Origin of the sequence: Brevibacillus sp. MCWH (genome assembly GCF_013096935.1) — a bacterium.
GTDB lineage: Bacteria > Bacillota > Bacilli > Brevibacillales > Brevibacillaceae > Brevibacillus > Brevibacillus aydinogluensis.
On sequence record NZ_SDLF01000021.1, the window covers coordinates 39290 to 64120 of the forward strand.

The window sequence follows — 24831 nt, forward strand, 5'->3', positions numbered from 1 at the left end:
ACTTGATACAACATGATTGTTTTTTTGGAGATAAGTACAGGAGGTGGCACACATGACCAAAGGAATCTTAGGGAAAAAACTTGGCATGACGCAAGTTTTTAGTCCGAACGGAGCAGCAATCGCTGTTACGGTTATCGAAGCTGGTCCTTGCGTCGTTCTGCAAAAGAAGGATCAAGAGAACGATGGCTATGAAGCGATCCAACTCGGCTTCGAAGACAAGAAAGAACAGCGTGCGAATAAACCGGAAAAAGGACATGCAGCGAAAGCAAACACTGCACCTAAGCGCTTCATTCGCGAAATTCGCGGAGTAAACCTCGCAGATTACGAGGTTGGTCAAGAACTGAAAGCTGACATTTTTGCCGAAGGAGAATTCGTAGACGTTGCCGGAGTAACCAAAGGGAAAGGTTTCCAAGGTGCCATCAAGCGCCACAACCAAGCCCGCGGTCCGATGTCTCACGGTTCCCGTTACCATCGTGGACCTGGTTCCCTCGGTGCGATCGCTCCGAACCGCGTATTCAAGGGTCAAACCCTGCCGGGTCAAATGGGTGGCGACAACGTAACCATCCAAAACCTGGAGATCGTTAAGGTAGATGCGGATCGCAACCTGATTCTGGTGAAAGGCTCCGTGCCTGGCCCGAAAAACAGCTACGTTGTAGTATCCACGGCAGTCAAGAAGAACAAGTAAGGAAAGGAGGAACTGACATGCCAAAAGTAGCTCTTTACAACCAAGCTGGTTCTCAAGTGGGCGAAATCGAGCTGGCTGATAGCGTGTTCGGCATCGAGCCCAACAACGCTGTGCTCTTCGACGCAATCGTGATGCAGCAAGCTTCCCAACGCCAGGGCACTCACGATGTGAAGAACCGTTCTGAAGTAAGAGGTGGTGGCCGCAAACCGTGGCGCCAAAAAGGTACAGGCCGTGCACGCCAAGGTTCCATTCGCGCTCCGCAATGGAAAGGCGGCGGTGTTGTGTTTGGTCCGACTCCGCGTAAATACGGCTACAAACTGAATCGCAAAGTTCGTCGTCTGGCGCTGAAATCCGCGCTGTCCGCGAAAGTGCAAAACAACGAACTGCTGGTTCTGGACGCGCTGAATATCCCGGCTCCGAAAACCAAGGATATGAAGGCTGTCCTGAACAACCTGAAAGTAGATCGCAAAGTGCTGATCGTAACCTCCGAATTCGATCAAAACGTAGCGCTCTCTTCCCGCAACATCCCGGGTGCGAAGTTCGTAGATGCTGCTGGCATTAACGTTCTCGACCTGGTGGCGCACGATAAAGTAATCGTAACGAAAGATGCGGTTGCGAAAGTAGAGGAGGTGCTCGCCTAATGAAGAGCCTTCACGACATCATCAAGCGCCCTGTCATTACGGAGCGCACCACCGACATGATGGCTGAGAAGAAGTACGTTTTTGAAGTACCTCTCAAAGCGAACAAAACCGAGATCAAGCAAGCGGTGGAGAAAGTGTTTGGCGTGAAAGTTGCGGCAGTCAACACCATGCGTGTTCCTGCGAAACCGAAGCGCTATGGCAAATACTCCGGTTACACCTCCGAGTGGAAAAAGGCGATCGTTAAGCTGACTGAAGACAGCAAAGAGCTGACGTTCTACGAAGGTGTATAACCCCGACGGCTACAGAAAAGGAGGGAATTTACATGGGTATCAAAAAGTTTAAACCGACTTCTCCTGGTCGTCGCCAAATGACGGTTTCTACTTTCGAGGAGATCACCAAGTCGACTCCTGAAAAATCCCTGTTGGCGCCCCTGACCAAAAAAGCAGGCCGCAACAACCAAGGGAAAATCACCGTTCGTCATCAAGGTGGCGGTCATAAACGCAAATATCGCATCATCGACTTCAAACGCAACAAAGACGGCATCGTAGGCCGTGTAGCTTCCATCGAGTACGACCCGAACCGTTCTGCCAATATCGCGCTGATCAACTACCTGGACGGTGAAAAGCGCTACATCATCGCGCCGCTGGGTCTGAAAGTAGGCGACGAGATCATCTCCGGTCCGGATGCCGACATCAAAATCGGTAACGCTCTGCCGCTGGAAAACATTCCGGTTGGTACGACGATCCACAACATCGAGCTGAAACCTGGCAAAGGCGGCCAACTGGTTCGCGCAGCCGGCGCATCCGCTCAACTGCTCGGCCGTGACGGCGATTTCGTTATCGTACGTCTCTCTTCCGGTGAGACTCGCCGCATTCACAACAACTGCCGCGCAACCATCGGTCAAGTCGGCAACCTCGACCATGAGCTGATCAACATCGGTAAAGCAGGTCGTGCCCGCTGGCTGGGTATCCGTCCGACTGTTCGCGGTAGCGTAATGAACCCGAACGATCACCCGCACGGTGGTGGTGAAGGTCGCGCTCCGATCGGTCGCAAAGCACCTGTTACTCCTTGGGGTAAACCTACTCTGGGTCTCAAAACCCGCAAGAAGAAAAACAAATCCGATCAGTACATTATTCGCCGCCGCAAGAAGTAAGGTCGGCTTTAGACAATTAACCGAACGCCTTTGGCGAAGGGAGGTTCACTTATGGGACGCAGCTTGAAGAAAGGTCCTTTCGTGGATGACCACTTGATGAAAAAAGTTGTTGAGCTGAACGAGAAAAACGAGAAGCGCGTGATTAAAACCTGGTCTCGCCGTTCGACCATCTTCCCGGATTTCGTCGGACACACGTTTGCCGTGTACGATGGCCGCAAGCATGTACCGGTATACGTAACGGAAGACATGGTTGGTCATAAACTGGGTGAATTTGCACCAACTCGTACCTTCAAGGGTCACGTCGACAACGACAAGAAATCCAAGAAGCGCTAATTTTCTCTTGACAGAGAGGAGGTACAAAGATGGAAGCTAAAGCAGTTGCTCGCTATATTCGCATCGCTCCTCGTAAAGTTCGCCTGGTGGTTGACTTGATTCGAGGCAAGCAGGTGGGGGAAGCACTGGCGATCCTGAAGCACACGCCGAAAGCAGCTTCTCCTGTTGTTGAGAAACTCCTGAAATCGGCTATCGCCAACGCTGAGCACAACTACGAGATGGACCCGAACAATCTGGTAGTTGGCAAGATCTTCGTTGACCAAGGTCCAACCTTGAAACGGTTCCGTCCGCGTGCTCAGGGCCGTGCTACCCGCATCAACAAACGCACGAGCCACATCACTGTCGTACTAAACGAGAAATAAGGAGGGATTACGTGTGGGTCAAAAGGTAAGCCCGGTTGGTCTTCGCATTGGCATTATTCGCGACTGGGAGTCCAAATGGTACGCTGACAAGGACTTCGCTACGCTCTTGCACGAAGACCTGAAAATCCGCAAATACATTAAAGGGCGTCTGAAAGATGCTGCTGTATCCACCATTGAAATCGAACGCGCAGCGAACCGCGTGAACGTAACGATTCACACCGCTAAGCCTGGCATGGTAATCGGTAAAGGCGGTGCAGAAGTTGAAGTGCTGCGCAAAGAGCTGTCGAAAATGATCGACCCTCGCAAGCGCGTTCACATCAACATCAACGAAGTGAAAAAACCGGATCTGGATGCTACCCTGGTAGCTGAAAATATCGCTCGTCAACTGGAAAACCGCATTTCTTTCCGTCGCGCGCAAAAGCAAGCCATCTCCCGCACCATGCGTGCAGGCGCGAAAGGGATCAAAACACTGGTCAGCGGTCGTCTTGGCGGTGCTGACATCGCACGTTCCGAAGGTTACAGCGAAGGTACCGTTCCGCTTCACACGCTGCGCGCTGACATTGACTACGGCACGGCTGAAGCTCACACCACCTATGGTCGTATCGGCGTAAAAGTGTGGATCTATCGCGGAGAAGTCCTTCCGACGAAAAAGAACGCCGCTACTGAGGAAGGAGGCAAGTAATCATGTTGATGCCGAAACGCGTGAAACACCGCAAACAACATCGTGGCAAATTGCACGGTAACGCAAAAGGCGGAACCACGGTTGCATTCGGTGAATACGGTCTGCAAGCTCTGGAGCCGGCATGGGTGACCAACCGTCAAATCGAGGCTGCCCGTATCGCGATGACTCGTTACATCCGCCGTGGCGGTAAAGTATGGATCAAAATCTTCCCTGACAAGCCAGTAACGCAAAAGCCGCTGGAAGTACGGATGGGTTCCGGTAAAGGTTCTCCTGAGCACTGGGTAGCGGTAGTGAAGCCTGGCAAGATCATGTTCGAACTTGCCGGCGTACCTGAAGAAACCGCTCGCGAAGCAATGCGCTTGGCTATGCACAAACTGCCGATCAAGTGCAAGTTCGTGAAGCGTGAAGAAGTGGGTGGTGACGCACATGAAGGCTAATGAGTTCCGCAATTTGACCACTGCCGAGATCGAACAAAGCATTGCCTCTTTGAAAGAAGAATTGTTCAACCTTCGTTTCCAGTTGGCTACCGGTCAACTCGAAAACACAGCTCGCATCAAGCAAGTACGTAAGGATATCGCTCGTGCGAAAACCATCCTGCGCCAAAGAGAATTGGGAATCGGCTAAGAAAGGAAGGAGGTTTGAACAATGACCGCACAACGCAATATGCGTAGAACGATGGTAGGTCGTGTCGTTTCCGACAAAATGGATAAAACCATTGTGGTTTTGGTTGAGACCTACAAAAAGCACCCGCTGTACGGCAAGCGCGTGAAATACTCCAAAAAGTTCAAGGCTCACGACGAGAACAACACGGCAAAAGTGGGCGACATCGTGGAAATCATGGAAACTCGTCCGCTGTCCAAAGACAAGCGCTTCCGCTTGGTACGCATCGTCGAAGAGGCAGTAATTGTATAAGCTAGATTTTCGGGTAAACACATCCGAAAGGAGGAACAGTAAATGATCCAAACTCAGACGAGATTGGCTGTTGCTGACAACTCCGGTGCAAAAGAACTCATGTGCATCAAGGTTCTGGGTGGTTCCGGTCGCAAAACGGCGAACATCGGTGACGTAATCGTGTGCTCCGTTAAATCCGCTACACCCGGCGGCGTTGTCAAGAAAGGTCAAGTAGTAAAAGCGGTTGTGGTACGCAGCGTACGTGGCGTTCGCCGTCCGGACGGTTCCTACATCCGTTTTGACGAAAATGCAGCGGTTATCATCCGTGATGACAAATCTCCTCGCGGAACCCGTATCTTTGGACCGGTTGCTCGTGAACTCCGCGAGAAAGATTTCATGAAGATCATCTCTCTGGCTCCAGAGGTTATCTAATCTGAACGGAAATACTCAGGTAGTTTGTTCGATAGGAGGTGCACCACGCGATGCACGTAAAGAAAGGCGATACTGTCATCGTAATTGCGGGCAAAGACAAAGGCAAAAAAGGTCGCGTTCTCGCTGCATATCCGAAGAAAGAGCGCGTTCTGGTTGAAGGTATCAACCTCGTGAAAAAACACACCCGTCCGTCTCAAACCAATCCGCAAGGCGGCATTGTAACTCAAGAAGCTCCGATTCACGTTTCCAACGTATCTCTGATCGATCCGAAGTCTGGCAAACCTACTCGCATCGGTTACAAGGTACTGGAAAACGGCAAAAAAGTTCGGTACGCGAAAAAATCTGGCGAAGTTATCGACAAGTAGTCAGATCGGAAAGGAGGATGTCCTAGATGGCAGCAAGATTGAAAGAAAAATACCTGAAAGAAATTGTGCCTGGCCTGATGAGCAAGTTTAACTACTCGTCCGTCATGCAGGTTCCGAAAGTGGAAAAAGTAATCATCAACATGGGCGTGGGTGAAGCGGTAGGCAACGCCAAGGCGCTGGATTCCGCAGTAGAAGACCTGCAAACCATCGCTGGTCAAAAACCGGTTGTAACCCGTGCGAAAAAATCCATCGCCGGTTTCAAACTGCGTGAAGGCATGGCAATCGGCGCGAAAGTAACTCTGCGCGGCGAACGCATGTATCACTTCCTCGACAAACTGATGAACGTTGCACTTCCGCGCGTGCGCGACTTCCGCGGCGTTTCCTCCAAAGCGTTTGACGGTCGCGGCAACTACACCCTCGGTCTGAAAGAACAGCTGATCTTCCCGGAGATCGAGTACGACAAGATCGACAAGGTACGCGGGATGGACATCGTCATCGTCACTTCCGCCAAAACGGACGAAGAGGCACGTGAACTGCTGACTCAAATGGGTATGCCATTCCGTAAATAAACCCCATCGTAAGGAGGGAAGAATGTGGCAAAGAAATCGATGATCGTCAAGCAACAACGGAAACCGAAATTTAAGGTTCGCGCTTACACCCGTTGCGAGCGCTGCGGCCGTCCTCACTCCGTGTTGCGCAAATTCAAGCTCTGCCGTATTTGCTTCCGTGAACTTGCTTACAAAGGCCAAATCCCTGGCGTGAAAAAAGCAAGCTGGTAATTTGAAACGGGAAGGAGGTTCTCTCTCATGGTTATGACTGATCCAATCGCTGATATGCTTACCCGCATTCGCAATGCCAACATGGTTCGCCACGAGAAAGTGGAAATTCCGGCGTCCACCATCAAGAAGGAAATCGCTCGCATCCTGAAAGAAGAAGGATTCATTCGCGATGCGGAATTCATTGAAGACAACAAACAAGGGATTATCCGTGTGTTCCTGAAATACGGCCCGAACAACGAGCGCGTTATCACTGGTCTGAAGCGTATCTCCAAACCGGGTCTGCGCGTGTACGCGAAAAGCAACGAGATCCCGAAAGTTCTCGGCGGTCTGGGTATTGCCCTGATCTCCACCTCTGCCGGCGTGATGACCGACAAACAAGCACGTCAAGCACACGTGGGTGGCGAGGTTCTCGCTTACGTTTGGTAATTACTGATTGAAAAGCACAGGAGGTGCACCACATGTCTCGTGTCGGTAAAAAACCGATCGTGGTCCCTGCAGGCGTTACCCTCACTCTGAACGGTTCCGAGCTGACGGTAAAGGGCCCTAAGGGTACACTTGTTCGTAAATTCCATCCAGATATGAAAATTAACATCAACGATAATGAAGTTATCGTTGAACGTCCTAGCGACAACAAACTGCACCGTTCCCTGCACGGTACGACGCGTGCACTGATCGCCAACATGGTAACGGGCGTATCCGAAGGCTTCTCCCGTACGCTGGAGCTGGTGGGTGTCGGTTACCGTGCCGCGAAGTCCGGCAAGGGCGTAACTCTTTCTCTCGGTTTCTCCCATCCGGTAGAGATCACTCCTGAAGAGGGGATCGAAATCGAAGTACCGAACCAAACCACGCTGGTGGTAAAAGGCATCGACAAGGAGCGCGTAGGCCAAGTTGCTGCCGAAATCCGCTCGATCCGCAAACCTGAACCGTACAAAGGCAAAGGGATCAAGTACAGCGATGAAGTGGTTCGCCGCAAAGAAGGCAAAAAGGGTAAATAAGCTTCGTAGTTTCATGAGAAGGGAGGCCGCGTAATGTTTACGAAACCTGATAAAAACAAAGCTCGGAAAAAACGCCATCTGCGTATCCGCAAGCGCGTCGTAGGTTCTGCTGCACGTCCGCGCCTGAACGTATTCCGTTCTTCCAAGCACATCTACGCTCAACTGATTGACGATGTGGCCGGTCACACACTGGCAGCTGCATCCTCGCTGGATAAAGAGCTGGGCCTGAAAAACGGCGCAAACGTGGAAGCTGCTGCAGCAGTTGGCGCGCTGATCGCAAAACGCGCTAAGGAAAAAGGCCTGACCGAAGTGGTCTTTGACCGTGGCGGTTACATCTATCATGGACGCATCAAAGCACTGGCAGAAGCAGCTCGCGAAGCTGGCCTGCAATTCTAACAACAAGGAGGGTAAGGAATGCGTATCGACCCTAGCAAATTAGAGCTGGAAGAAAAAGTAGTCGCCGTTAACCGCGTTGCGAAAACGGTTAAGGGTGGCCGTCGCATGAGCTTCAGCGCCCTGGTTGTTGTCGGCGACCGCAACGGTCATGTAGGCGCCGGTATGGGGAAAGCGCAAGAAGTTCCGGACGCCATTCGCAAGGCGATTGAAGACGCTAAGAAAAAACTGATCCGCGTACCGCTGAAAGGAACGACGATTCCGCACGAAGTCCTGTGCCATTTCGGCTCCGGCAAAGTGCTGATCAAGCCGGCTTCCGAGGGTACCGGAGTTATCGCCGGCGGTCCTGTCCGCGCGGTACTGGAGCTTGCTGGTGTAGGCGACGTATTGAGCAAGTCTCTCGGTTCCAACAACCCCATCAACATGGTCAACGCTACGCTGGAAGGCCTCAGCCGCCTGAAAACAGCGGAAGAAGTCGCAAAACTGCGCGGTAAGACTGTTGACGAGTTGCTGGGTTAATAAGGAGGGAATGAACATGGCAAAACTGCAAATCACCCTCAAGCGCAGTCTGATCGGACGCACCGTCGATCAAAAGGATACCGTCAAAGCACTGGGTCTCCGCAAAATTCACCAAACTGTTGTGAAGGAAGACAATCCGGCAATCCGCGGGATGATCTTCAAAGTGAAGCACCTGGTTGAAGTAAAAGAAGTAGAAGCGTAATCACCATTTTTAAAAGGTTAGGAGGTGCAAGGAATGAAATTGCATGAACTGAAACCTGCAGAAGGATCCCGTCACACTCGTAAACGCGTCGGTCGCGGTATCGGTAGCGGTACCGGCAAAACCGCCGGCAAAGGTCACAAAGGTCAAAACGCTCGTTCCGGCGGTGGTGTTCGCCCTGGTTTCGAGGGTGGTCAAAACCCGCTGTACCGTCGTCTGCCTAAGCGCGGTTTCACCAACATCAATCGCAAGGAATACGCGATTGTGAGCCTGGACGCGCTGAACCGTTTTGAAGAAGGCACTGTGGTGACGCCTGAACTGCTGAAAGAAACTGGCGTTATTTCCGCTCTGCGTGACGGTGTAAAAGTTCTTGCCAACGGCGAACTGAACGTGAAGCTGACCGTAAAAGCTCACAAGTTCTCCGCTGCAGCTGCTGAGAAGATCGCTCAAGTCGGTGGAACAGCCGAGGTGATCTAATGTTAGCCTCGCTCACTAACATTTTTAAGATAGGCGACCTGCGTCGTAAGGTTCTGTTTACACTGATGATGCTGGTCGTCTTCCGAATCGGGAGCTTCGTTCCTGTCCCCAACGTGAATGTCGAGTTGTTTCAGCAGAACACGAACCACCTGCTGGGGTTGTTGAACACCTTCTCCGGCGGGGCGCTGCAAAACTTCTCGATTTTTGCGATGGGGATCATGCCGTACATCACGGCATCGATCATCATGCAGCTCCTGTCCATGGATGTGGTGCCGAAGTTTACGCAGTGGGCCCGTGAAGGGGAAGTGGGCCGCCGCAAGATTGCGACGGTGACCCGTTACTTCACGGTGGTCCTCGCCCTCATCCAATCGGTGGGGATGACCATCGGTTTTAACAACATGGCGCCTGGTTTGCTGAATGACACGTCCATTGGCAGTTATGCATTGATTGCCATCACCCTTACAGCAGGGACTGCATTTTTGATGTGGATGGGCGAACAAATTACGGAGAAAGGGATCGGCAACGGGATTTCGATCATCATCGTGGCCGGGATCGTGGCCAACATCCCGACCGGCGTCACGACGATTTACACGTCCCAGTTCAGCGATCCAAGCCAAAATTTGTTCTTTAGTATCGTGAAGGTACTGCTCATTCTGCTGGTGATCATCGCCATTATCGTCGGGGTCATTTTCATGCAGCAAGGTGTGCGCAAGATTCCGGTACAGTACGCCAAACGCGTGGTCGGCCGCAAAATGTACGGTGGTCAATCCACGCACATCCCGCTGAAGATTAACTCGGCCGGTGTGATTCCGGTAATCTTCGCCGTCTCGCTGGTGATTTTCCCCTCAACCATTGCACAGTTCTGGGTGGATCCATCCGGAACGGGAATCGCCAACTGGATTTACACGCATTTCCAACCCAGCGCACCGTTTGGGATGACGCTCTACGCGTTCTTGATCATCGGGTTCACCTACTTCTACACCTTTGTACAGATTAATCCTGTACAACTGGCGGAGAACATGAAGAAAAATGGCGGTTACATTCCTGGTATCCGACCCGGTAAAAACACTGAGGTGTACATTACCCGTACGTTGAACCGTTTGACACTGGCGGGCGCTCTGTTCCTGATGGTGATTTCCATCATGCCATTCTTCTTCAGCAAGCTGGCGAACCTGCCGCAGTCGATTTACATCGGCGGTACGTCGCTGCTGATCGTGATCGGGGTTGCACTCGATACGATGAAGCAGATCGAAAGCCAGATGATCAAGCGCCACTACCAAGGGTTCATCAAGTAACCGAGGTGTTGAAAAGCTTTCTTCAGCCCGATTGGTGTCTGCGTGATGCCGCGTTGAAGCTTTTTGCACGGGACGGAGGGAATGGACGTGAATATAATTCTGATGGGTTTGCCTGGGGCCGGTAAAGGTACGCAGGCGGAACGAATCGTAAAAGAGTTTGGCATCCCGCACATCTCGACTGGCGACATGTTCCGGGCAGCGGTCAAAAACGAGACGCCGCTCGGACTTGAAGCCAAATCCTACATGGATAAAGGGCTGCTCGTCCCCGATGAGATCGTCATCGGGATCGTGCGGGAGCGCCTGGCAATGGATGATTGTGCAAAGGGATTCCTGCTCGACGGGTTTCCGCGCACAGTGCCGCAGGCGGAGGCATTGACGGCTACTTTGAAGGAGCTGGGCCGCGAGATCGACCATGTGATCAATATCAACGTTCGCCGGGAGTTGCTGATCGAACGTCTGACCGGTCGCTGGATCTGCCCGATTTGCGGAGCGAGCTACCACACGCTGTTCAATCCGCCAAAGGAAGCAGGCGTGTGCGACAAGGATGGCGGCAAGCTGTTCCAACGCGATGACGACAAGCCGGAAGTGGTGGCACAGCGCCTCGATGTCAACATCGCCCAAACACAACCGCTCATCGACTACTACGTTGAGCAAGGCCTCCTGCGAAACATCAATGGTGAACAGGATATCCAGGTCGTATTCGCGGAAATTACGTCTGTGTTGCGAGGGTAAGAGAGCATGATCATCCTGAAGTCGAAAGCAGAGCTTGAGGTTATGCGCGAAGCTGGTCGGATCGTCGCACTCACCCATCAAGAGCTGGCCAAGGCCATCAAGCCTGGCGTGACGACAAAGCAACTGGACGAACTCGCCGAAACCTTTATCCGCAGCATGGGAGCCATTCCATCGTTCAAAGGCTACGGTGGCTTTCCAGGAAGTATCTGTACTTCAGTCAATGAAGAACTCGTACACGGGATCCCAGGAAAACGGACGTTGCAAGAAGGAGACATCATCAGCATCGACATCGGTGCCCAGTTCCAAGGGTATCATGGAGACTCCGCTTGGACGTATCCGGTCGGCAACATTTCGGAAGAAGATCAGCGTTTGCTGCGAGTGACGGAAGAGTCGCTGTACAAAGGGCTGGAGAAAGCCATGCCTGGTGCGCGGCTGTCTGACATTTCCCACGCGATACAGATCCACGCAGAGGCTGCCGGCTTCACGCTCGTTCGCGAGTATGTGGGGCATGGGATCGGGCAAAACTTGCACGAAGACCCTCAGGTTCCCAACTACGGTCCGCCTGGACGCGGTCCACGGTTGAAACCGGGAATGGTGTTGGCAGTCGAACCAATGGTCAACGCCGGCGAACGTTATGTCCGCACTTTGGAGGACAATTGGACGGTTGTGACAGTGGATCGAAAGAATTGTGCTCATTTTGAACACACCATCGCGATAACGGAAGAAGGCTATGAGATTTTAACGCGGGCGTAGCCGATGCCCAGCTTCGCTTCGGAATTGTCGTCCAACGTGTCGACGTTAAGTTCGTTGTGTGAGCCAAACGCAAAAACTCATGGTCTGACTGAAGACAGAGGAAAGGAGAGCTTGCCATGGCAAAAGACGATGTGATTGAAGTGGAAGGTACGGTAATCGAGCCTTTGCCGAATGCGATGTTTCGGGTAGAATTAGAGAATGGGCACAAGGTGCTCGCTCACGTCTCCGGAAAGATTCGCATGCACTTTATCCGCATTCTGCCTGGGGATAAGGTAACGGTTGAACTGTCGCCGTACGACTTGACACGCGGACGCATTACGTACCGCTACAAATAAGCGAAACCCCTAGAAGAGGGAGGCAAGAACCATGAAAGTGAGACCTTCGGTTAAACCGATTTGCGAAAAGTGCAAGGTTATCCGTCGGAAAGGCAACGTAATGGTTATTTGTGAAAATCCTAAGCATAAGCAAAAACAAGGGTAATCAAGGAGGTGCTTTTAACACATGGCACGTATTGCAGGCGTTGACTTGCCTCGCGAAAAGCGCGTGGAAATCGCTCTTACCTATATCTTTGGTATTGGCCGTCCCACGTCCCAAAAAATTCTGGCCGCTACTGGCGTAAATCCGGATACTCGCGTTCGTGACCTGACCGAAGAAGAAGTCAGCAAACTGCGCGATTACATCGACAAGAACCTGAAAGTGGAAGGCGACCTTCGCCGTGAGGTCTCCCTGCACATCAAGCGTCTGATGGAAATCGGTTGCTACCGCGGCATCCGTCACCGCCGTGGCCTGCCGGTTCGCGGTCAACGCACGAAAACCAACGCTCGTACGCGCAAAGGCCCGCGCCGTACTGTAGCGAACAAGAAGAAGTAAAGGAGGGTAATTGGACATGGCGAAAAGAAAACAAGCGACTGCTACTCGTACCCGTCGTCGTGATCGCAAAAACGTGGAAGTCGGCGTAGCACACATCCGCTCCACGTTTAACAACACGATCGTAACCATCACTGATCCGCACGGCAACGCAATTTCCTGGTCCAGTGCTGGTGCCCTCGGCTTCAAGGGCTCCCGCAAGAGCACGCCGTTCGCTGCGCAAATGGCTGCTGAAGCCGCTGCGCGCGCAGCAATGGAGCACGGCATGCGTTCTTGCGAAGTGCTGGTAAAAGGACCGGGCGCAGGCCGTGAAGCTGCGATCCGTTCCCTGCAAGCAGCAGGTCTGGAAGTAAACATGATCAAAGACGTGACACCGATTCCGCACAACGGTTGCCGTCCGCCAAAACGTCGCCGCGTGTAACGGGTTTATATCGTTCAGAACATGTCCATACTAGAATGGTAAATTCTGATTCAATGGCTTGTCATGCACGCAAACGGTAAACCGCCGGGGAAATTCCTGAGTGGGCTGGATCAGCCCACCCAAGAATTTCGACGTTTTGAAGGAGGGTTTGTTTAATGATAGAAATAGAAAAACCGAAAATCGAGGTTGTGGAAGTAAGCGACGACAACTCGTACGGGAAGTTCGTTGTTGAACCTCTGGAGCGCGGATACGGTACCACTCTTGGCAACTCGCTGAGACGGATTCTCCTCTCGTCTTTGCCAGGCGCGGCAGTGCGCACCGTTCAAATTGACGGGGTCCTTCACGAGTTCTCTACGGTTGAAGGCGTTGTGGAAGATGTGACGGAAATTATCCTGAACATCAAGGGCCTGGCACTGAAGATTCATTCCGATGAAGAAAAAGTCATCGAGATTGACGCAGAGGGCGAAGGCGTCGTCAAAGCGGGAGATATCCGCGCCGACAGCGATGTGGAGATCTTGAACCCTGATCTTCACATTGCAACGTTAGCAAATGGCGGTCGTCTGCATATTCGTATGACAGCTGGACGTGGACGTGGATATGTTCAAGCAGATGGTAACAAATCGGAAGACCAACCGATCGGTGTGATTCCGATTGATTCGATTTATACGCCGATCAAGCGTGTCAACTATCAAGTGGAAAATACCCGCGTCGGGCAAATGACCAACTATGACAAGTTGACGCTTGAAGTATGGACAAACGGCAGCATCAGTCCGGAAGAAGCCGTTAGTCTCGGCGCCAAAATCATGACGGAGCATCTCAACCTGTTTGTCGGCTTGACCGATGAGGCGAAAGATGCGGAAATCATGGTGGAAAAGGAAGAGGACAAGAAGGAGAAAGTGCTCGAGATGACCATCGAAGAGCTCGACCTCTCTGTCCGTTCCTACAACTGCTTGAAGCGTGCCGGTATCAATACCGTGCAAGAGCTGACGCAGAAGACCGAAGAGGACATGATGAAAGTGCGCAACCTGGGCCGCAAATCCCTGGAAGAAGTGCAGGAAAAGTTGGCTGAGTTGGGCTTGTCCCTGCGCAGCGACGACTAGGGCAGGCTGAATGCGCCTGAACTCCGTCCTCACGGGTATTCCCTCTGGAGAGGGGATTTCAGATCTGGCTCGCGAAAGCCACAGCTGAGCGATGTCAGTGTGAAAAAGGAGGTAAGAACATGGCATACCGTAAATTGGGTCGTCGTAGCGCGGCGCGCAAAGCGCTGTTCCGCGACTTGGTAACCGACCTGATCATTAACGAGCGCATTGAAACTACTGAGATGAAGGCGAAAGAACTGCGCTCCATCGCTGAGCAAATGATTACGCTGGCCAAGCGCGGTGACCTGCATGCTCGCCGTCAAGTCGCTGCTTTCGTTCGCAAGGAAGTAGCGAATGAAGAAGGCCGCGATGCGGTTCAAAAGCTGTTCGATGAGATCGCGCCTCGTTACAAAGAGCGCAACGGCGGTTACACCCGTATTCTGAAGACAGGTCCTCGCCGCGGCGACGCAGCACCGATGGCGTACATCGAATTCGTGTAATAACACAGATTGATTGTGAAAAAGGGTGGGGACAGACTCTGGTCTTAGGCTGGACTCTGATTCATGCCCTTTTTTCTTTTCTTGTTCAATTCCCTGTCCAAGGCTGGGAGGATGTGAGCGCCTCATGAAGGAGGAACAACTGCTGGCTTTCCAGGGCGTCTCTTTTGCCTACGAGAGCGAGGTAGGAGCTGCCGTACCGGTGCTGAACGGGATCGACGTGGAGATTGCCAAAGGCACTTTTGTCTCCGTCCTCGGTCCCAACGGCTCGGGCAAGTCGACGCTGGCCAAGCTGTCAAACGGTCTCCTGCTTCCAAACGAGGGAGCTGTGATCGTCAGCGGCATGGACACCAGGGACGGCGAGTTGCTCTGGGAAGTGCGCCGCCACGTCGGCATGGTGTTTCAAAATCCGGACAATCAGATTGTGGGAGCCACTGTGGAGGATGATGTGGCATTTGGCCTGGAAAACATGGGCGTGCAGCCGGACGAGATGCGCCGCCGTGTGGACGAGGCGCTGGCGGCCGTCGGGATGGAGCGCCACCTGCACGACCAACCCCACCACCTGTCAGGCGGTCAGAAGCAGCGGGTGGCGATTGCCGGCATCATGGCGATGCGCCCATCCGTGATTATTCTGGACGAGGCGACAGCGATGCTGGACCCCCAAGGACGGCGTGATGTGCTGGCCTTGGCCCGCAGGCTCAACCGGGAAGAGGGAATTACGGTGGTAAATATCACCCATTTTCCCGAGGAAGCCGTCTTTTCCGACCGGGTCATCGTCATGAGCGGCGGGCGGATCGAGTTGGACGGTTCCCCTTCCGAGGTGTTTGCCCAGCCGGAGCGTCTGCAGGAGTTGGGTTTGGACGTGCCGTTTGCCGTCCGGCTTCGCCGTGCGCTGGCGGACGAGGGGGTACAGCTTCCGTTTGTACTGCACCAAGAGGAGCTGGTGGAGCACCTATGCAGATTACTTTTGACCAGGTAAGCCACATCTACGCAAGAGGAACGCCGTTTGAACGGCTGGCGCTGCGCGACGTCTCGCTGACGATTCCGTCGGGCTCGTTTGTGGGCATTATCGGCCAGACGGGGTCGGGCAAGTCCACACTGATCCAGCACCTCAACGGTCTGCTGCAGCCGACGTCGGGGACGATTACCCTGGGGGACGTCAAGGTGACCCCGCGGGAAAAAATGCCCCATGCCCGCCGGCGCGACATCGGTCTCGTCTTTCAGTACCCGGAGTACCAGTTGTTTGAAGAAACAGTGGCCAAGGATGTGGCGTTTGGGCCGCTCAACTTTGACATGCCGCCGGAGTTGGTGGAGATTCGGGTCCGGGAGGCGCTCGAAATCGTGGGACTCGACTATGATTGGGTCAAGGACCGCTCCCCGTTTCAGCTGAGCGGCGGGCAGATGCGGCGTGTGGCGATTGCCGGCGTATTGGCGATGCAGCCCAAGGTGCTGGTATTGGACGAACCCACGGCAGGGCTTGATCCCGCCGGGCGCAAGGCGATTTTGGAAGGCATATACCGGATTCATCGCGAACAGCGGCTCACCACCGTGCTGGTCACGCACAGCATGGAGGAAGCGGCCCGCTACGCCGACCGGCTGATTGTCATGGCAGAGGGACAGGCCGTGCTGGAAGGCAGCCCGGATGAGGTGTTCGCGCACGCCGATCGGTTGCGGGAACTGGCGCTGGACGTGCCGGAGACAGTGGCGCTGGTCACGCAATTGAACCAACGGCTGCCGGAAGCGGAACGGCTGCCTTCGTCCCTCTATCGGGAGGAAGCGCTGATCGAACAACTGTTGGCCCGGCTGTCCGTGACAAAGGAGCGATAGGCCATGCTGCAGCATATTGCGATCGGCCAGTACGTGCCGGGACAATCGTTTCTCCACCGTACCGACCCCCGCAGCAAACTGCTGTTCGTGATCCTGTTCGCCGCGCTGGTTTTTTGGGCCAACAATGCGGCCACCTATGCCGTTCTGGTGGGGATTGCGCTGGCTGGCATCCTGTTGTCCCGCCTGTCGCTGACGTATATAGTAAAAAGCCTGCGCCCTGTCTGGCTGCTGATCCTCTTTACCGTGGTCCTGCACCTCTTGATTACCAAGGGAGGAGAGGTCTACTTTAGCTGGGGATGGCTGAGCGTCGAGGAAATGGGCGTCAGGCAGGCGGTGTTCATCTCGCTTCGCTTGACGCTGCTCGTGCTGATCAGCTCCCTGTTGACGCTGACGACGTCTCCGATAGACCTGACGGAAGGGTTGGAGCGGCTGCTCGGTCCCGCCGGCCGGATCGGCGTTCCTGTGCACGAGATCGCCCTGATGATGTCGATCGCGCTTCGCTTTATCCCCACGCTGATGGAGGAGACGGACAAGATCATCAAGGCGCAGACGGCTCGGGGAGCCAATTTGACCGAGGGCAGTCTCGTTCGCCGCGCCCGTAGCCTGATGCCGATCGTCATTCCGCTGTTTATCAGCGCATTCCGCCGGGCGGAAGAACTGGCTTTGGCGATGGAGGCGCGCGGTTATCGCGGAGGCGCGGGGCGCACGCGTCTGCGCAGGTTGAAGTGGAACTGGCGGGACGGCTGCATGGCTGCGGCGGCTTGCGCACTTACGTTTGTGATAGGATGGTGGCGCACATGAGGCGTTTGAAGTGCGTCGTGGCCTACGACGGCACGGATTACAGCGGGTTTCAGGTACAGCCCGATCAGATTACGGTGCAGGGCGAGATCGAAGCTGCGCTGCGGCGGATCACTGGAGAGGAGATCCAGATTGTCGGTTCAGGCCGGACTGATGCCGGCGTCCACGCCCGCGGCCAGGTGTTCCACTTCGATACCGCCAGCGGCATTCCGCTCGAGAAGTGGGCGTTTGTGCTGAACAATCAGCTTCCCGATTCCATCGTCATCCGCTCGGTGGAAGAGGCGGCTCCGACGTTTCACGCTCGTTTTGATGTCAAGGTCAAGGAATACCGTTACTGCATCGACAACGGACCGACCCCCGACGTCTTCCGCCATCGCTATGCCGACCATATCCGCCACCCGCTTGATCTGGAGGCGATGAGGCGCGCTGCCGCTCACCTGGTTGGCGAGCACGACTTCACGTCGTTTTGTTCGGCCAAAACCTTTGTCGAGGACAAGGTGCGGACCGTGTATGACCTGCGCGTGGAGCAGACAGGCAGCGAGATTTGGGTCGTCTGCCGGGGCAACGGGTTTTTGTACAATATGGTGAGGATCATCGTCGGGACTCTGGTGGAAGTGGGCCAGGGCAAGCGCCACCCGGATGAGATCAAGGACATTCTGCAGGCGCGGGACCGGGAACAGGCCGGAAAAACGGCGCCCGCAAAAGGGCTGACGATGTGGGAGGTTACCTATTGACGCTGGGCGGCCGGTTCAAGGTGGGGCAGGCGATTTTCCAGCCGTTGGGGAGGAACTCCGCACTTGACTCTGCCTTTCTGATGTAGTACGATATCTCTTGGTATTTTCATACCCCGCTAGCCCCACTCTAGCCCCGGGATTGAAAAACAAGAACGTGATTAAAATGAAACACCTGGAGATGTTGCTCACCCGTTACAAGCAGCATTCTCCGCTTCACGATTTCCATGATTCCAGATGGAACGGTAACAATTTAGGAGGGACAAACATGCGTACCACATATATGGCGAAACCGCTCGAAGTCGAGCGCAAATGGTACATCGTTGACGCAGAAGGTCAAACGCTCGGGCGTCTGGCTAGCGAAGTCGCTTCCATTCTGCGCGGCAAATACAAACCGGAATTCACTCCGCACGTTGACACTGGCGATTTCGTAATCGTGATCAACGCGGACAAAGTAAAACTGACCGGGAAAAAACTGCAGAACAAAATCTACTACTCCCACTCCCTCTACCCGGGTGGTCTGAAAAAGACGACAGCGGGCGACATGCTGAAAAAGAAACCTGTGAAAATGTTTGAACTGGCTGTAAAAGGCATGCTGCCGAAAAACAGCCTGGGACGTCAAATCTTCACCAAGCTGAAAGTGTACGCTGGTCCGGAACATCCGCACGCAGCACAAAAACCGGAAGTTTGGCAAATCCGCGGATAAGGTAAAGGGAGGAAAGACTCGTGGCACAAGTACAATACTACGGTACAGGTCGTCGTAAGCACTCCGTAGCACGCGTTCGCCTGGTTCCTGGCGAAGGTCGCATTGTGATCAACAAGCGTGACATGGATAACTACTTTGGGTTGGAAACCCTGAAACTGATCGTGAAACAACCGCTCGTACTGACCGAAACACTGGGTCGTTACGACGTATTGGTCAACGTAAAAGGTGGCGGCACCACCGGTCAAGCTGGTGCCATCCGTCACGGTGTAGCTCGTGCGCTGCTGAAAGCTGATCCGGAACTGCGCGGCGTCCTGAAACGCGCCGGCTTCCTGACTCGCGATCCGCGCATGAAAGAGCGTAAAAAATACGGTCTCAAAGCAGCTCGCCGCGCTCCGCAATTCTCCAAGCGCTAAGCTCAGCTGTTTCAAGGATTATTGCCCTTGGCCAGTATTGGTCAGGGGCTTTCCTATTTTTCCGCATCCTGTGTGGTTGGGCAGACAGATTGTATCTCCCGCGAGCCGTCATAATCGCCCGATTTTGTCCATATGTATGGAAAAGAGAATGGGACAAAGGGGACGGTGCAAGGTGGCTCGAAAAGTAGTCGGCTGGGTGCTTGCCTTTTTTTTGCTGCTGGTGTTGTTCACCTACGAAGCGCCGGATCGCTCTTCCTGGACGGCTTGGTCGCTGCCGCTGGCCGGTACGGTGATCGCCATTGATCCGGGACACGGCGGACCGGACGGCGGGGCCGTTTCTGCGGATGGGGCGGTCGTGGAAAAAGACGTGACCCTGGCCATCAGTTTGTATTTGCGCGATTTCCTGCAGCAGGCGGGTGCTTACGTAATCATGACCCGGGAGGAAGACAAGGACCTCGCTTCTCCGGAGGTGCAGAAGCTGCGGCAGCGCAAGTCGGAAGACATACGCAACCGGGTCAAACTGGTCAATGACAGCACGCCCGATTTTCTCGTCAGCATTCACGTCAATGCCATTCCCTCGCCGCGCTGGTCCGGCGCGCAGACCTTTTACTATCCGGCGTACAAAAAGAGTGCGGAGATGTCCTACCTGATCCAGGACGAAATTAAACGGGTGCTTAACAACACCGATCGCCATCCGATCAAAACGGATGACGTCTTCCTGATCCGTGAAGTGAACTGCCCGGCAGTGCTGGTGGAGGTGGGCTTTGTCAGCAACCCGGAAGAAGCGAAACGGCTTCGTTCCGTCGCGTATCAGAAAGCGCTGGCCAACGCCATTTACCAGGGCATACTGCGCCATTACTCGGGCGAGAAGGTGCCAAACCTGCCGTAAGCGCGCCCGCAAACGTGTCCAGCCCTGTTGGATATGCTATAATGGACGCGCGTACGACTGTAGACAATTGGCTAAAGACGCGTTTGACAAATATTGATGCCTGAGGTGGACGATATGTTGACCAAAGAACAAGTGCTGGAAGCGCTGCGTGATGTGAAAGACCCGGAACTTAACCGCAGCCTGGTGGAATTAAACATGATTCGCGACATCCGCATCGACGGAGATACGGTCAGCCTGACTGTCGTGCTGACGATTACCGGCTGTCCGCTGAAAGCGAAGATCGAGCAGGACGTCATTGATGCGCTCAAGCAATTGGGGGCCAAGGAGGTGCGCCTCCAGTTCGGAGCAATGACAGACGAGGAGCGGGCCGCTCTGAGCGCCCAATTGCGCGGGGGACAGACACCGCCGTCTGCTCCTGCTGGACAAGCGCCGCTGTTAAACCCGATTCTGGCCAAAGACTCCCACACCACTTTTATCGCCATCACCTCCGGAAAAGGCGGCGTCGGCAAGTCCACCGTCACCGTCAATCTGGCCGTCTCGCTGGCCCGCTTGGGTAAACGCGTCGGCATTATCGATGCGGACATCTACGGGTTTAGCGTACCGGACATGATGAACATCGAACAGCGCCCGACGGTGATCGGGGAGACGATTTTGCCGGTGGAGAAACTTGGCGTGAAAGTGATGTCCATGGGCTTTTTCGTGGAGGACAACTCGCCGGTGATCTGGCGCGGTCCGATGCTGGGCAAGATGCTGCGCAACTTCTTCACGGAAGTGCACTGGGGCGATGACCTCGACTACATGCTGCTCGACCTGCCGCCGGGAACGGGGGACATGGCCCTTGATGTGCACACGATGATCCCGCAAAGCAAGGAAATCATCGTGACGACGCCGCACCCGACAGCCTCGTTTGTCGCCGCTCGGGCGGGGGCGATGGCCAAGCGGACCGGACACGAGATTCTCGGGGTCGTGGAAAACATGGCCTGGTACGAAGCCAAGGATGGCTCCAAGGAGTACGTGTTTGGCAAAGGGGGCGGGGCGAAACTGGCGGAGGTGCTCAGCACCGAACTGCTGGCCCAGATTCCGCTCGGTCAACCGGACAACCATCCGGCCGAGCCGGACTATACGCCGTCCGTCTACCGGGCTGATTCGCCAATCGGCAAGCTGTATCTGGATATGGCCAAGCGCGTCGCCGAAAAGTGCGAAGCCGGCGGACAATAAGGGAAAACATAAAGGTGGGCTCTTGATCCGAGCTCACCTTTTTCCTTAGGATTGGCCTTCTCCGCTGTCTTCGCCGCCACTTTTGCTCTTGCCTTTTTTCATGGTTTTGGGCTTCATCATGTCTTCCGCGGCCTTGGTCATCAACGTCATCATTTCGGCCTGGAACAGCGGGCTTTGCAGCGCTTCCTTCATGATCTGCATGGTTTGTTTCCGGTAGGCGGAGCTTTTCATCAGGTCCATCAAGTTCTTTTCAAACTCTGGGTCCCGCATGATGCTGAGCATCAGTTTCTGATACTCGGGGTCCTTCATCAGGTCTTTTAACAGCGCCTTGTGCTCGTTCTTCATCGATTTGGCCAGTGTGCTGGTAAATTTCGGGTCCTTGAACGCTTCTTTGATCTGCGGATTGTCCGGCTTGGAAATGCTCTGAATCAGGGCGGTACGCACCGTGGATTCGTCCATGATGATGTTTTGCTTAACCGATTCGTCCTTCAACATGTTGATTACGGATTGTTTCGCTTCGTCCGTCTTCAAAATGTCCAGGACCATGTCCTTCATGCTTCTATAATCAGGCTGTGCCGTGTTCTGAGCCTGTCCGCCGACGCCGCAGCTTGTCATGACCAGGCTGACCGCCAGCAACAACCAAAACGGTACGGTTCGTTTCCTCATGGGCGGTGACCTCCTTTACCCGGTTACCTTTAACGTGCACCGATTGTTTTGTTCTTACGCTAGTATTTTCTTGCATGGGTTGGTACAATCATTATCGATGTGGATAGGAGGGACGTACGGTGAGTCTGCGCAAGTATGGCTGGCTGTTTGTAACCACCCTGCTGCTTGGCGGGTTGGGCGGAATTCTGGTTGGCTTGATTTTCGCATCGGATAAATTGCTGGAAGGCGGCATGGCCAATTTTTTCATGGGTTCGTTCATGCAAATGCTGTACGGCATGACCATCAGTATTGTGGCGCAAATGGGCTTTTTTGCCTACATGATGATTAATTACCTCGCCCGGGGGTTGTTCAAGACTGCCTCGTTGTGGAAGAGCATCCAGGTATTTTTGGTATTGTTTGCATTTTTTGATATGGTATACCTGCGTTACACGCTGTTGGGCGAAGACGGCTCTGTCTGGCCGTTTTTCGTGGAGCCGTTCCTGCTGTTGCTGGTCGCTGTTGTCACCGCATACGGAAAAGCGCGCCTGACCAACCAGACTGCATGGGTGCCTACGCTGTTTTTTATGTTCGTCTTTTCAGCCATCGAATGGATTCCTGCGTTGAAGCAATTCAACGTGCATGCCACGTTGTCAATGCTGGTGCCGCTCTTGTTCTGCAACATCTGGCAAGTCATGCATTTGCATCGTCTGGTAAAACGGGAAAGCTGACCGCTGTCTGCGGTCAGCTTTTTTCCTTACTTGACTTCCTTGCTTTGCACCTTGGAACCGGCAATCAACTCTGAGACGGTGACGAACTCGTAACCGTCAGCCCGCAGCTTGTCAATAATCTGTGGCAGGGCAAGGTGTGTCTGCTTGCAGGAATCGCTGGCATGGAGCAGGACGATGTCACCCGGGTGGGCTTTGGACAGAACGTTGTTTACAATCGTGTCGACGCCGGGATTGGTCCAGTCCTTGGAGTCGGTGTCCCACTGGATGACCGTGTAGCCCATCTCATGGGCAATACGCAGTACGCGCTTGTCAAAGTCCCCGTTCGGCAAGCGAATCAGCCTGGGCTTTTTCCCTGTCAGTTCGGTCAAGATTGTGTGGGCCCTGCCGATCTGGGAGCGAATTTCCTCGTCTGTGTATTTGCTGTAAAAGTCGTGTTTATGTCCGTGCGACCCGATTTCAAATCCGTCGTCAACGATCCGCTTGACGATCTCCGGATGACGTTGGCTCCAGGCGGAAGACAGGAAAAAGGTCGCTTTGTTTACCTTTTTTTCCTTCAGGATGTCCAAAATGGGGACGGCTCTCGTTTCTCCCCAGCTGATGTCGAAGGTCAGGGCGATTTTTTTCTCTTTGGTATCTACCTTGTAAATGGCTTGGGGGACTTTGCTGCTGTCCGAGATGACGGTGATGGAATCCCGTTCGGCATAGGCGATGCCAGCGGCCATCAGAAGAGCAGTGAAGATGATCAGCACCTGTTTCAAGCGTTTCGTGCTCAAGACGAACATGTATTTCATGACGGCACCTCCTTTGTCCCCTTACAGTTTATGCCGGATTGAAGAGGATATTCTATGTACGCACGGGTATAGTTGCGGTACACTGCATATAGTGTATTAACCAGGCTGTAAAGGAGCGTATCAAATGAACACTCGATTGCGACGCCTGTGGACGGACAACAAATGGTACTTTGTGACTGCCTGCCTGCTGTTTTTGGGCGGAGCCATGGTCGGCTATCTGCAATCCCCAGCCGTGCAGGAGATGGTCAACCGCATGGTGGACGAAATGAGGGAGTTGGTCCAGCGCAGCAAGGAAAGCGGCCTGGGGGTAATGGGTTTGTTCTGGACGATCTTTGTCAACAACGTCACCAGTTCGTTGATCATGATGGCGTTGGGGCTGTTTTTTGCCATTATTCCCGTGATCGGGATGGTGGCCAACGGCGTGATGTTCGGCTATATCCTGGCGAAGACCGGTGCTCTGGGAATAAACCCGTGGCTAGTCCTCGCGGCCGGCATTTTGCCGCATGGCATCATTGAGCTGCCGACGGTCCTGTTCGCCGCCGGTGTGGGCATGCGGTTGGGCGTGCTCAGTTTGCGTTCCATTGGCGGACTGTTTTGGCCAAACAGTTGGGAGCGGGTAAAAAAAGACTGGTACGACGTGTTGAAACAATTTCCCGTTGTCGTGCTGACCGTGATTGCCCTGCTGTTTGTGGCGGCAGTGGTGGAGAGTGTGGTGACCCCGTTGATTCTCGACGCGACCCTTGGAGAGCAGCTTCGACAGTTAAAATGGACGCAATAGCGATGGCAAATGCCCTCTGATCAGCGGATCAGAGGGCATTTGTTGTGGGACCGGGGCAATCACGGCATCTGATGAACCGGGTACCCAACATGGCAAACTGACGTTTACCGACATGACATGTACGTGATGGGACGGGGTGCGTTCCATCTTGTTGATCGTGAATATGCCTGAAAGCGGTTGGAAATGATAAAGGGTGACTCGATGAGGCGGAGGTCGATATGGTTGCTCGGTTTTTTGTTTAGTGCAAAAGAAGTGCAAGAACTGGAGTATCTGCTGAGGCGTGAACTGGAAGAGATGTTGTTGGACTTTGGTGACAAGCGGATTGATTATCTGGTCAAGCGGGCCATGGAGGAAAGGTATTCGATTATCTTTCGCATGTACGCCCGCATCGCCCCGCCCAACGAGCTCTCCAAGTACGTCAGACGCAGAAGTTCACAACAGGAATATTTTACCTGATAATTTTTTTGAAAAAACCTATTGACTCAATAGGGGTACACATGATAGATTAGTTCTTGTCCTCGAGAGAACAACTCAATGATGATGAGGGTTCGAGGCGAAAACAGCAATCATGTTCCTTGAAAACTGAACAGCGAACGCGTTGAACGAGCCTAGCAATTCTTTTCTTTGAAAGCTAACGATTCAACTCAACTTTATTGGAGAGTTTGATCCTGGCTCAGGACGAACGCTGGCGGCGTGCCTAATACATGCAAGTCGAGCGGACCTGTATGGAGCTTGCTCCAGACAGGTTAGCGGCGGA

Annotated in this window: 42 protein-coding genes and 1 rRNA gene; 41 read left to right on the forward strand and 2 right to left on the reverse strand. The window is 53.8% G+C overall.

Features of this window, described 5'->3' with window-relative positions; translation table 11 throughout:
- Positions 1-52: 52 nt before the first annotated feature.
- The 37 genes from rplC to ETC00_RS16305 all read left to right on the forward strand — a co-directional run bounded on the left by rplC (position 53) and on the right by ETC00_RS16305 (position 21132).
- The gene (gene rplC, locus ETC00_RS16125; RefSeq protein WP_171567160.1) at positions 53-685 is read left to right on the forward strand and encodes a 50S ribosomal protein L3; all 633 of its coding nucleotides are present in this window, start codon (positions 53-55) and stop codon (positions 683-685) included.
- 17 nt (positions 686-702) lie between these two features.
- Entirely contained in the window at positions 703-1326 is a 624-nt protein-coding gene (gene rplD, locus ETC00_RS16130) for a 50S ribosomal protein L4 (RefSeq protein ID WP_171567161.1), read from the forward strand.
- Positions 1326-1616 (forward strand): 50S ribosomal protein L23, encoded by a 291-nt coding sequence (gene rplW / locus ETC00_RS16135; protein ID WP_029101067.1) that lies wholly within the window; start codon positions 1326-1328, stop codon positions 1614-1616. Before rplD ends, rplW begins: the two co-directional genes overlap by 1 nt.
- 32 nt (positions 1617-1648) lie before the next feature.
- A complete protein-coding gene (rplB, locus tag ETC00_RS16140; protein ID WP_171567162.1) occupies positions 1649-2479 on the forward strand; it encodes a 50S ribosomal protein L2 in 831 nt (276 codons plus the stop codon).
- Between the two features lie 51 nt (positions 2480-2530).
- The gene (gene rpsS / locus ETC00_RS16145) at positions 2531-2812 is read left to right on the forward strand and encodes a 30S ribosomal protein S19 (protein ID WP_171567163.1); all 282 of its coding nucleotides are present in this window, start codon (positions 2531-2533) and stop codon (positions 2810-2812) included.
- Between the two features lie 29 nt (positions 2813-2841).
- Positions 2842-3174, forward strand: coding sequence for a 50S ribosomal protein L22 (rplV, locus tag ETC00_RS16150; RefSeq protein ID WP_171567164.1), 333 nt, complete (start codon positions 2842-2844; stop codon positions 3172-3174).
- Positions 3175-3187: 13 nt separating this feature from the next.
- Positions 3188-3856: a 30S ribosomal protein S3 gene (gene rpsC, locus ETC00_RS16155; protein ID WP_171567165.1), complete on the forward strand. Its 669-nt coding sequence runs from the start codon at positions 3188-3190 to the stop codon at positions 3854-3856.
- Between the two features lie 2 nt (positions 3857-3858).
- On the forward strand, positions 3859-4293 hold the full coding sequence (gene rplP / locus ETC00_RS16160) for a 50S ribosomal protein L16 (protein ID WP_171567166.1): 435 nt from the start codon (positions 3859-3861) through the stop codon (positions 4291-4293).
- Positions 4283-4480 carry a 50S ribosomal protein L29 gene (gene rpmC / locus ETC00_RS16165; protein WP_171567167.1) on the forward strand — a complete coding sequence of 66 codons (198 nt, stop codon included), beginning with the start codon at positions 4283-4285 and terminating at the stop codon, positions 4478-4480. The genes rplP and rpmC overlap by 11 nt, the downstream gene beginning before the upstream one ends.
- 21 nt (positions 4481-4501) lie before the next feature.
- Positions 4502-4768, forward strand: coding sequence for a 30S ribosomal protein S17 (rpsQ, locus tag ETC00_RS16170; RefSeq protein WP_029101060.1), 267 nt, complete (start codon positions 4502-4504; stop codon positions 4766-4768).
- Positions 4769-4810: 42 nt separating this feature from the next.
- The gene (gene rplN / locus ETC00_RS16175; RefSeq protein ID WP_171567168.1) at positions 4811-5179 is read left to right on the forward strand and encodes a 50S ribosomal protein L14; all 369 of its coding nucleotides are present in this window, start codon (positions 4811-4813) and stop codon (positions 5177-5179) included.
- A 50-nt stretch (positions 5180-5229) separates the two neighbouring features.
- Positions 5230-5544, forward strand: a complete 315-nt coding sequence (gene rplX / locus ETC00_RS16180; protein WP_171567169.1) for a 50S ribosomal protein L24 — start codon at positions 5230-5232, stop codon at positions 5542-5544.
- Positions 5545-5570: 26 nt separating this feature from the next.
- Positions 5571-6113 carry a 50S ribosomal protein L5 gene (gene rplE / locus ETC00_RS16185; protein ID WP_171567170.1) on the forward strand — a complete coding sequence of 181 codons (543 nt, stop codon included), beginning with the start codon at positions 5571-5573 and terminating at the stop codon, positions 6111-6113.
- 24 nt (positions 6114-6137) lie between these two features.
- On the forward strand, positions 6138-6323 hold the full coding sequence (locus ETC00_RS16190) for a type Z 30S ribosomal protein S14 (protein ID WP_171567171.1): 186 nt from the start codon (positions 6138-6140) through the stop codon (positions 6321-6323).
- Between the two features lie 27 nt (positions 6324-6350).
- Positions 6351-6749, forward strand: coding sequence for a 30S ribosomal protein S8 (rpsH, locus tag ETC00_RS16195; protein WP_171567172.1), 399 nt, complete (start codon positions 6351-6353; stop codon positions 6747-6749).
- A 32-nt stretch (positions 6750-6781) separates the two neighbouring features.
- On the forward strand, positions 6782-7318 hold the full coding sequence (gene rplF, locus ETC00_RS16200; protein WP_171567173.1) for a 50S ribosomal protein L6: 537 nt from the start codon (positions 6782-6784) through the stop codon (positions 7316-7318).
- Positions 7319-7351: 33 nt separating this feature from the next.
- Positions 7352-7714, forward strand: coding sequence for a 50S ribosomal protein L18 (gene rplR, locus ETC00_RS16205; protein WP_065067637.1), 363 nt, complete (start codon positions 7352-7354; stop codon positions 7712-7714).
- Between the two features lie 18 nt (positions 7715-7732).
- On the forward strand, positions 7733-8230 hold the full coding sequence (gene rpsE / locus ETC00_RS16210; RefSeq protein ID WP_065067638.1) for a 30S ribosomal protein S5: 498 nt from the start codon (positions 7733-7735) through the stop codon (positions 8228-8230).
- 16 nt (positions 8231-8246) lie between these two features.
- Positions 8247-8432, forward strand: a complete 186-nt coding sequence (rpmD, locus tag ETC00_RS16215; protein WP_029101052.1) for a 50S ribosomal protein L30 — start codon at positions 8247-8249, stop codon at positions 8430-8432.
- 33 nt (positions 8433-8465) lie between these two features.
- Positions 8466-8906 carry a 50S ribosomal protein L15 gene (gene rplO, locus ETC00_RS16220; protein WP_171567174.1) on the forward strand — a complete coding sequence of 147 codons (441 nt, stop codon included), beginning with the start codon at positions 8466-8468 and terminating at the stop codon, positions 8904-8906.
- Complete coding sequence (secY, locus tag ETC00_RS16225; RefSeq protein ID WP_171567175.1) at positions 8906-10201, forward strand: preprotein translocase subunit SecY; 1296 nt, start codon at positions 8906-8908, stop codon at positions 10199-10201. Before rplO ends, secY begins: the two co-directional genes overlap by 1 nt.
- 87 nt (positions 10202-10288) lie before the next feature.
- Positions 10289-10933 (forward strand): adenylate kinase, encoded by a 645-nt coding sequence (locus tag ETC00_RS16230; protein ID WP_171567176.1) that lies wholly within the window; start codon positions 10289-10291, stop codon positions 10931-10933.
- A gap of 6 nt (positions 10934-10939) precedes the next feature.
- Positions 10940-11686: a type I methionyl aminopeptidase gene (map, locus tag ETC00_RS16235; protein WP_171567177.1), complete on the forward strand. Its 747-nt coding sequence runs from the start codon at positions 10940-10942 to the stop codon at positions 11684-11686.
- A 116-nt stretch (positions 11687-11802) separates the two neighbouring features.
- Entirely contained in the window at positions 11803-12021 is a 219-nt protein-coding gene (infA, locus tag ETC00_RS16240) for a translation initiation factor IF-1 (RefSeq protein ID WP_003333772.1), read from the forward strand.
- 31 nt (positions 12022-12052) lie between these two features.
- A complete protein-coding gene (gene rpmJ / locus ETC00_RS16245; protein WP_003333770.1) occupies positions 12053-12166 on the forward strand; it encodes a 50S ribosomal protein L36 in 114 nt (37 codons plus the stop codon).
- Positions 12167-12187: 21 nt separating this feature from the next.
- Positions 12188-12556 (forward strand): 30S ribosomal protein S13, encoded by a 369-nt coding sequence (rpsM, locus tag ETC00_RS16250; RefSeq protein ID WP_171567178.1) that lies wholly within the window; start codon positions 12188-12190, stop codon positions 12554-12556.
- 16 nt (positions 12557-12572) lie between these two features.
- Positions 12573-12974: a 30S ribosomal protein S11 gene (gene rpsK / locus ETC00_RS16255; protein WP_171567179.1), complete on the forward strand. Its 402-nt coding sequence runs from the start codon at positions 12573-12575 to the stop codon at positions 12972-12974.
- Positions 12975-13129: 155 nt separating this feature from the next.
- Complete coding sequence (locus ETC00_RS16260) at positions 13130-14074, forward strand: DNA-directed RNA polymerase subunit alpha (RefSeq protein ID WP_029101045.1); 945 nt, start codon at positions 13130-13132, stop codon at positions 14072-14074.
- 119 nt (positions 14075-14193) lie between these two features.
- The gene (gene rplQ / locus ETC00_RS16265) at positions 14194-14553 is read left to right on the forward strand and encodes a 50S ribosomal protein L17 (protein WP_171567180.1); all 360 of its coding nucleotides are present in this window, start codon (positions 14194-14196) and stop codon (positions 14551-14553) included.
- 124 nt (positions 14554-14677) lie between these two features.
- Positions 14678-15529: an energy-coupling factor transporter ATPase gene (locus ETC00_RS16270; RefSeq protein WP_171567181.1), complete on the forward strand. Its 852-nt coding sequence runs from the start codon at positions 14678-14680 to the stop codon at positions 15527-15529.
- Complete coding sequence (locus tag ETC00_RS16275; protein ID WP_171567182.1) at positions 15505-16377, forward strand: energy-coupling factor transporter ATPase; 873 nt, start codon at positions 15505-15507, stop codon at positions 16375-16377. Before ETC00_RS16270 ends, ETC00_RS16275 begins: the two co-directional genes overlap by 25 nt.
- Before the next feature lie 3 nt (positions 16378-16380).
- A complete protein-coding gene (locus ETC00_RS16280; RefSeq protein WP_171567183.1) occupies positions 16381-17178 on the forward strand; it encodes an energy-coupling factor transporter transmembrane component T family protein in 798 nt (265 codons plus the stop codon).
- Positions 17175-17909, forward strand: coding sequence for a tRNA pseudouridine(38-40) synthase TruA (gene truA, locus ETC00_RS16285; protein ID WP_171567184.1), 735 nt, complete (start codon positions 17175-17177; stop codon positions 17907-17909). Before ETC00_RS16280 ends, truA begins: the two co-directional genes overlap by 4 nt.
- 265 nt (positions 17910-18174) lie before the next feature.
- Positions 18175-18612 carry a 50S ribosomal protein L13 gene (gene rplM / locus ETC00_RS16290; protein ID WP_171567185.1) on the forward strand — a complete coding sequence of 146 codons (438 nt, stop codon included), beginning with the start codon at positions 18175-18177 and terminating at the stop codon, positions 18610-18612.
- Between the two features lie 20 nt (positions 18613-18632).
- Positions 18633-19025: a 30S ribosomal protein S9 gene (gene rpsI / locus ETC00_RS16295; protein ID WP_171567186.1), complete on the forward strand. Its 393-nt coding sequence runs from the start codon at positions 18633-18635 to the stop codon at positions 19023-19025.
- A 172-nt stretch (positions 19026-19197) separates the two neighbouring features.
- Positions 19198-19914, forward strand: coding sequence for an N-acetylmuramoyl-L-alanine amidase CwlD (gene cwlD, locus ETC00_RS16300; RefSeq protein ID WP_268255214.1), 717 nt, complete (start codon positions 19198-19200; stop codon positions 19912-19914).
- A gap of 114 nt (positions 19915-20028) precedes the next feature.
- On the forward strand, positions 20029-21132 hold the full coding sequence (locus ETC00_RS16305; protein WP_171567188.1) for an Mrp/NBP35 family ATP-binding protein: 1104 nt from the start codon (positions 20029-20031) through the stop codon (positions 21130-21132).
- Between the two features lie 45 nt (positions 21133-21177).
- Here the strand turns inward: ETC00_RS16305 and gerD are convergent, their stop codons facing one another.
- Complete coding sequence (gene gerD / locus ETC00_RS16310) at positions 21178-21798, reverse strand: spore germination lipoprotein GerD (RefSeq protein ID WP_171567189.1); 621 nt, start codon at positions 21796-21798, stop codon at positions 21178-21180.
- Positions 21799-21917: 119 nt separating this feature from the next.
- Between gerD and ETC00_RS16315 the strand changes: the two genes are divergently transcribed.
- On the forward strand, positions 21918-22505 hold the full coding sequence (locus ETC00_RS16315; RefSeq protein WP_171567190.1) for a KinB-signaling pathway activation protein: 588 nt from the start codon (positions 21918-21920) through the stop codon (positions 22503-22505).
- A 26-nt stretch (positions 22506-22531) separates the two neighbouring features.
- Here the strand turns inward: ETC00_RS16315 and pdaB are convergent, their stop codons facing one another.
- Complete coding sequence (pdaB, locus tag ETC00_RS16320) at positions 22532-23296, reverse strand: polysaccharide deacetylase family sporulation protein PdaB (protein ID WP_171567191.1); 765 nt, start codon at positions 23294-23296, stop codon at positions 22532-22534.
- Between the two features lie 124 nt (positions 23297-23420).
- Between pdaB and ETC00_RS16325 the strand changes: the two genes are divergently transcribed.
- The 3 genes from ETC00_RS16325 to ETC00_RS16335 form a co-directional block, all read left to right on the forward strand.
- Positions 23421-24074: a stage II sporulation protein M gene (locus tag ETC00_RS16325; RefSeq protein ID WP_171567192.1), complete on the forward strand. Its 654-nt coding sequence runs from the start codon at positions 23421-23423 to the stop codon at positions 24072-24074.
- Positions 24075-24296: 222 nt separating this feature from the next.
- Entirely contained in the window at positions 24297-24530 is a 234-nt protein-coding gene (locus tag ETC00_RS16330) for a hypothetical protein (protein WP_171567193.1), read from the forward strand.
- Between the two features lie 194 nt (positions 24531-24724).
- Positions 24725-24831, forward strand: a 16S ribosomal RNA gene (locus tag ETC00_RS16335); the annotation flags it as partial.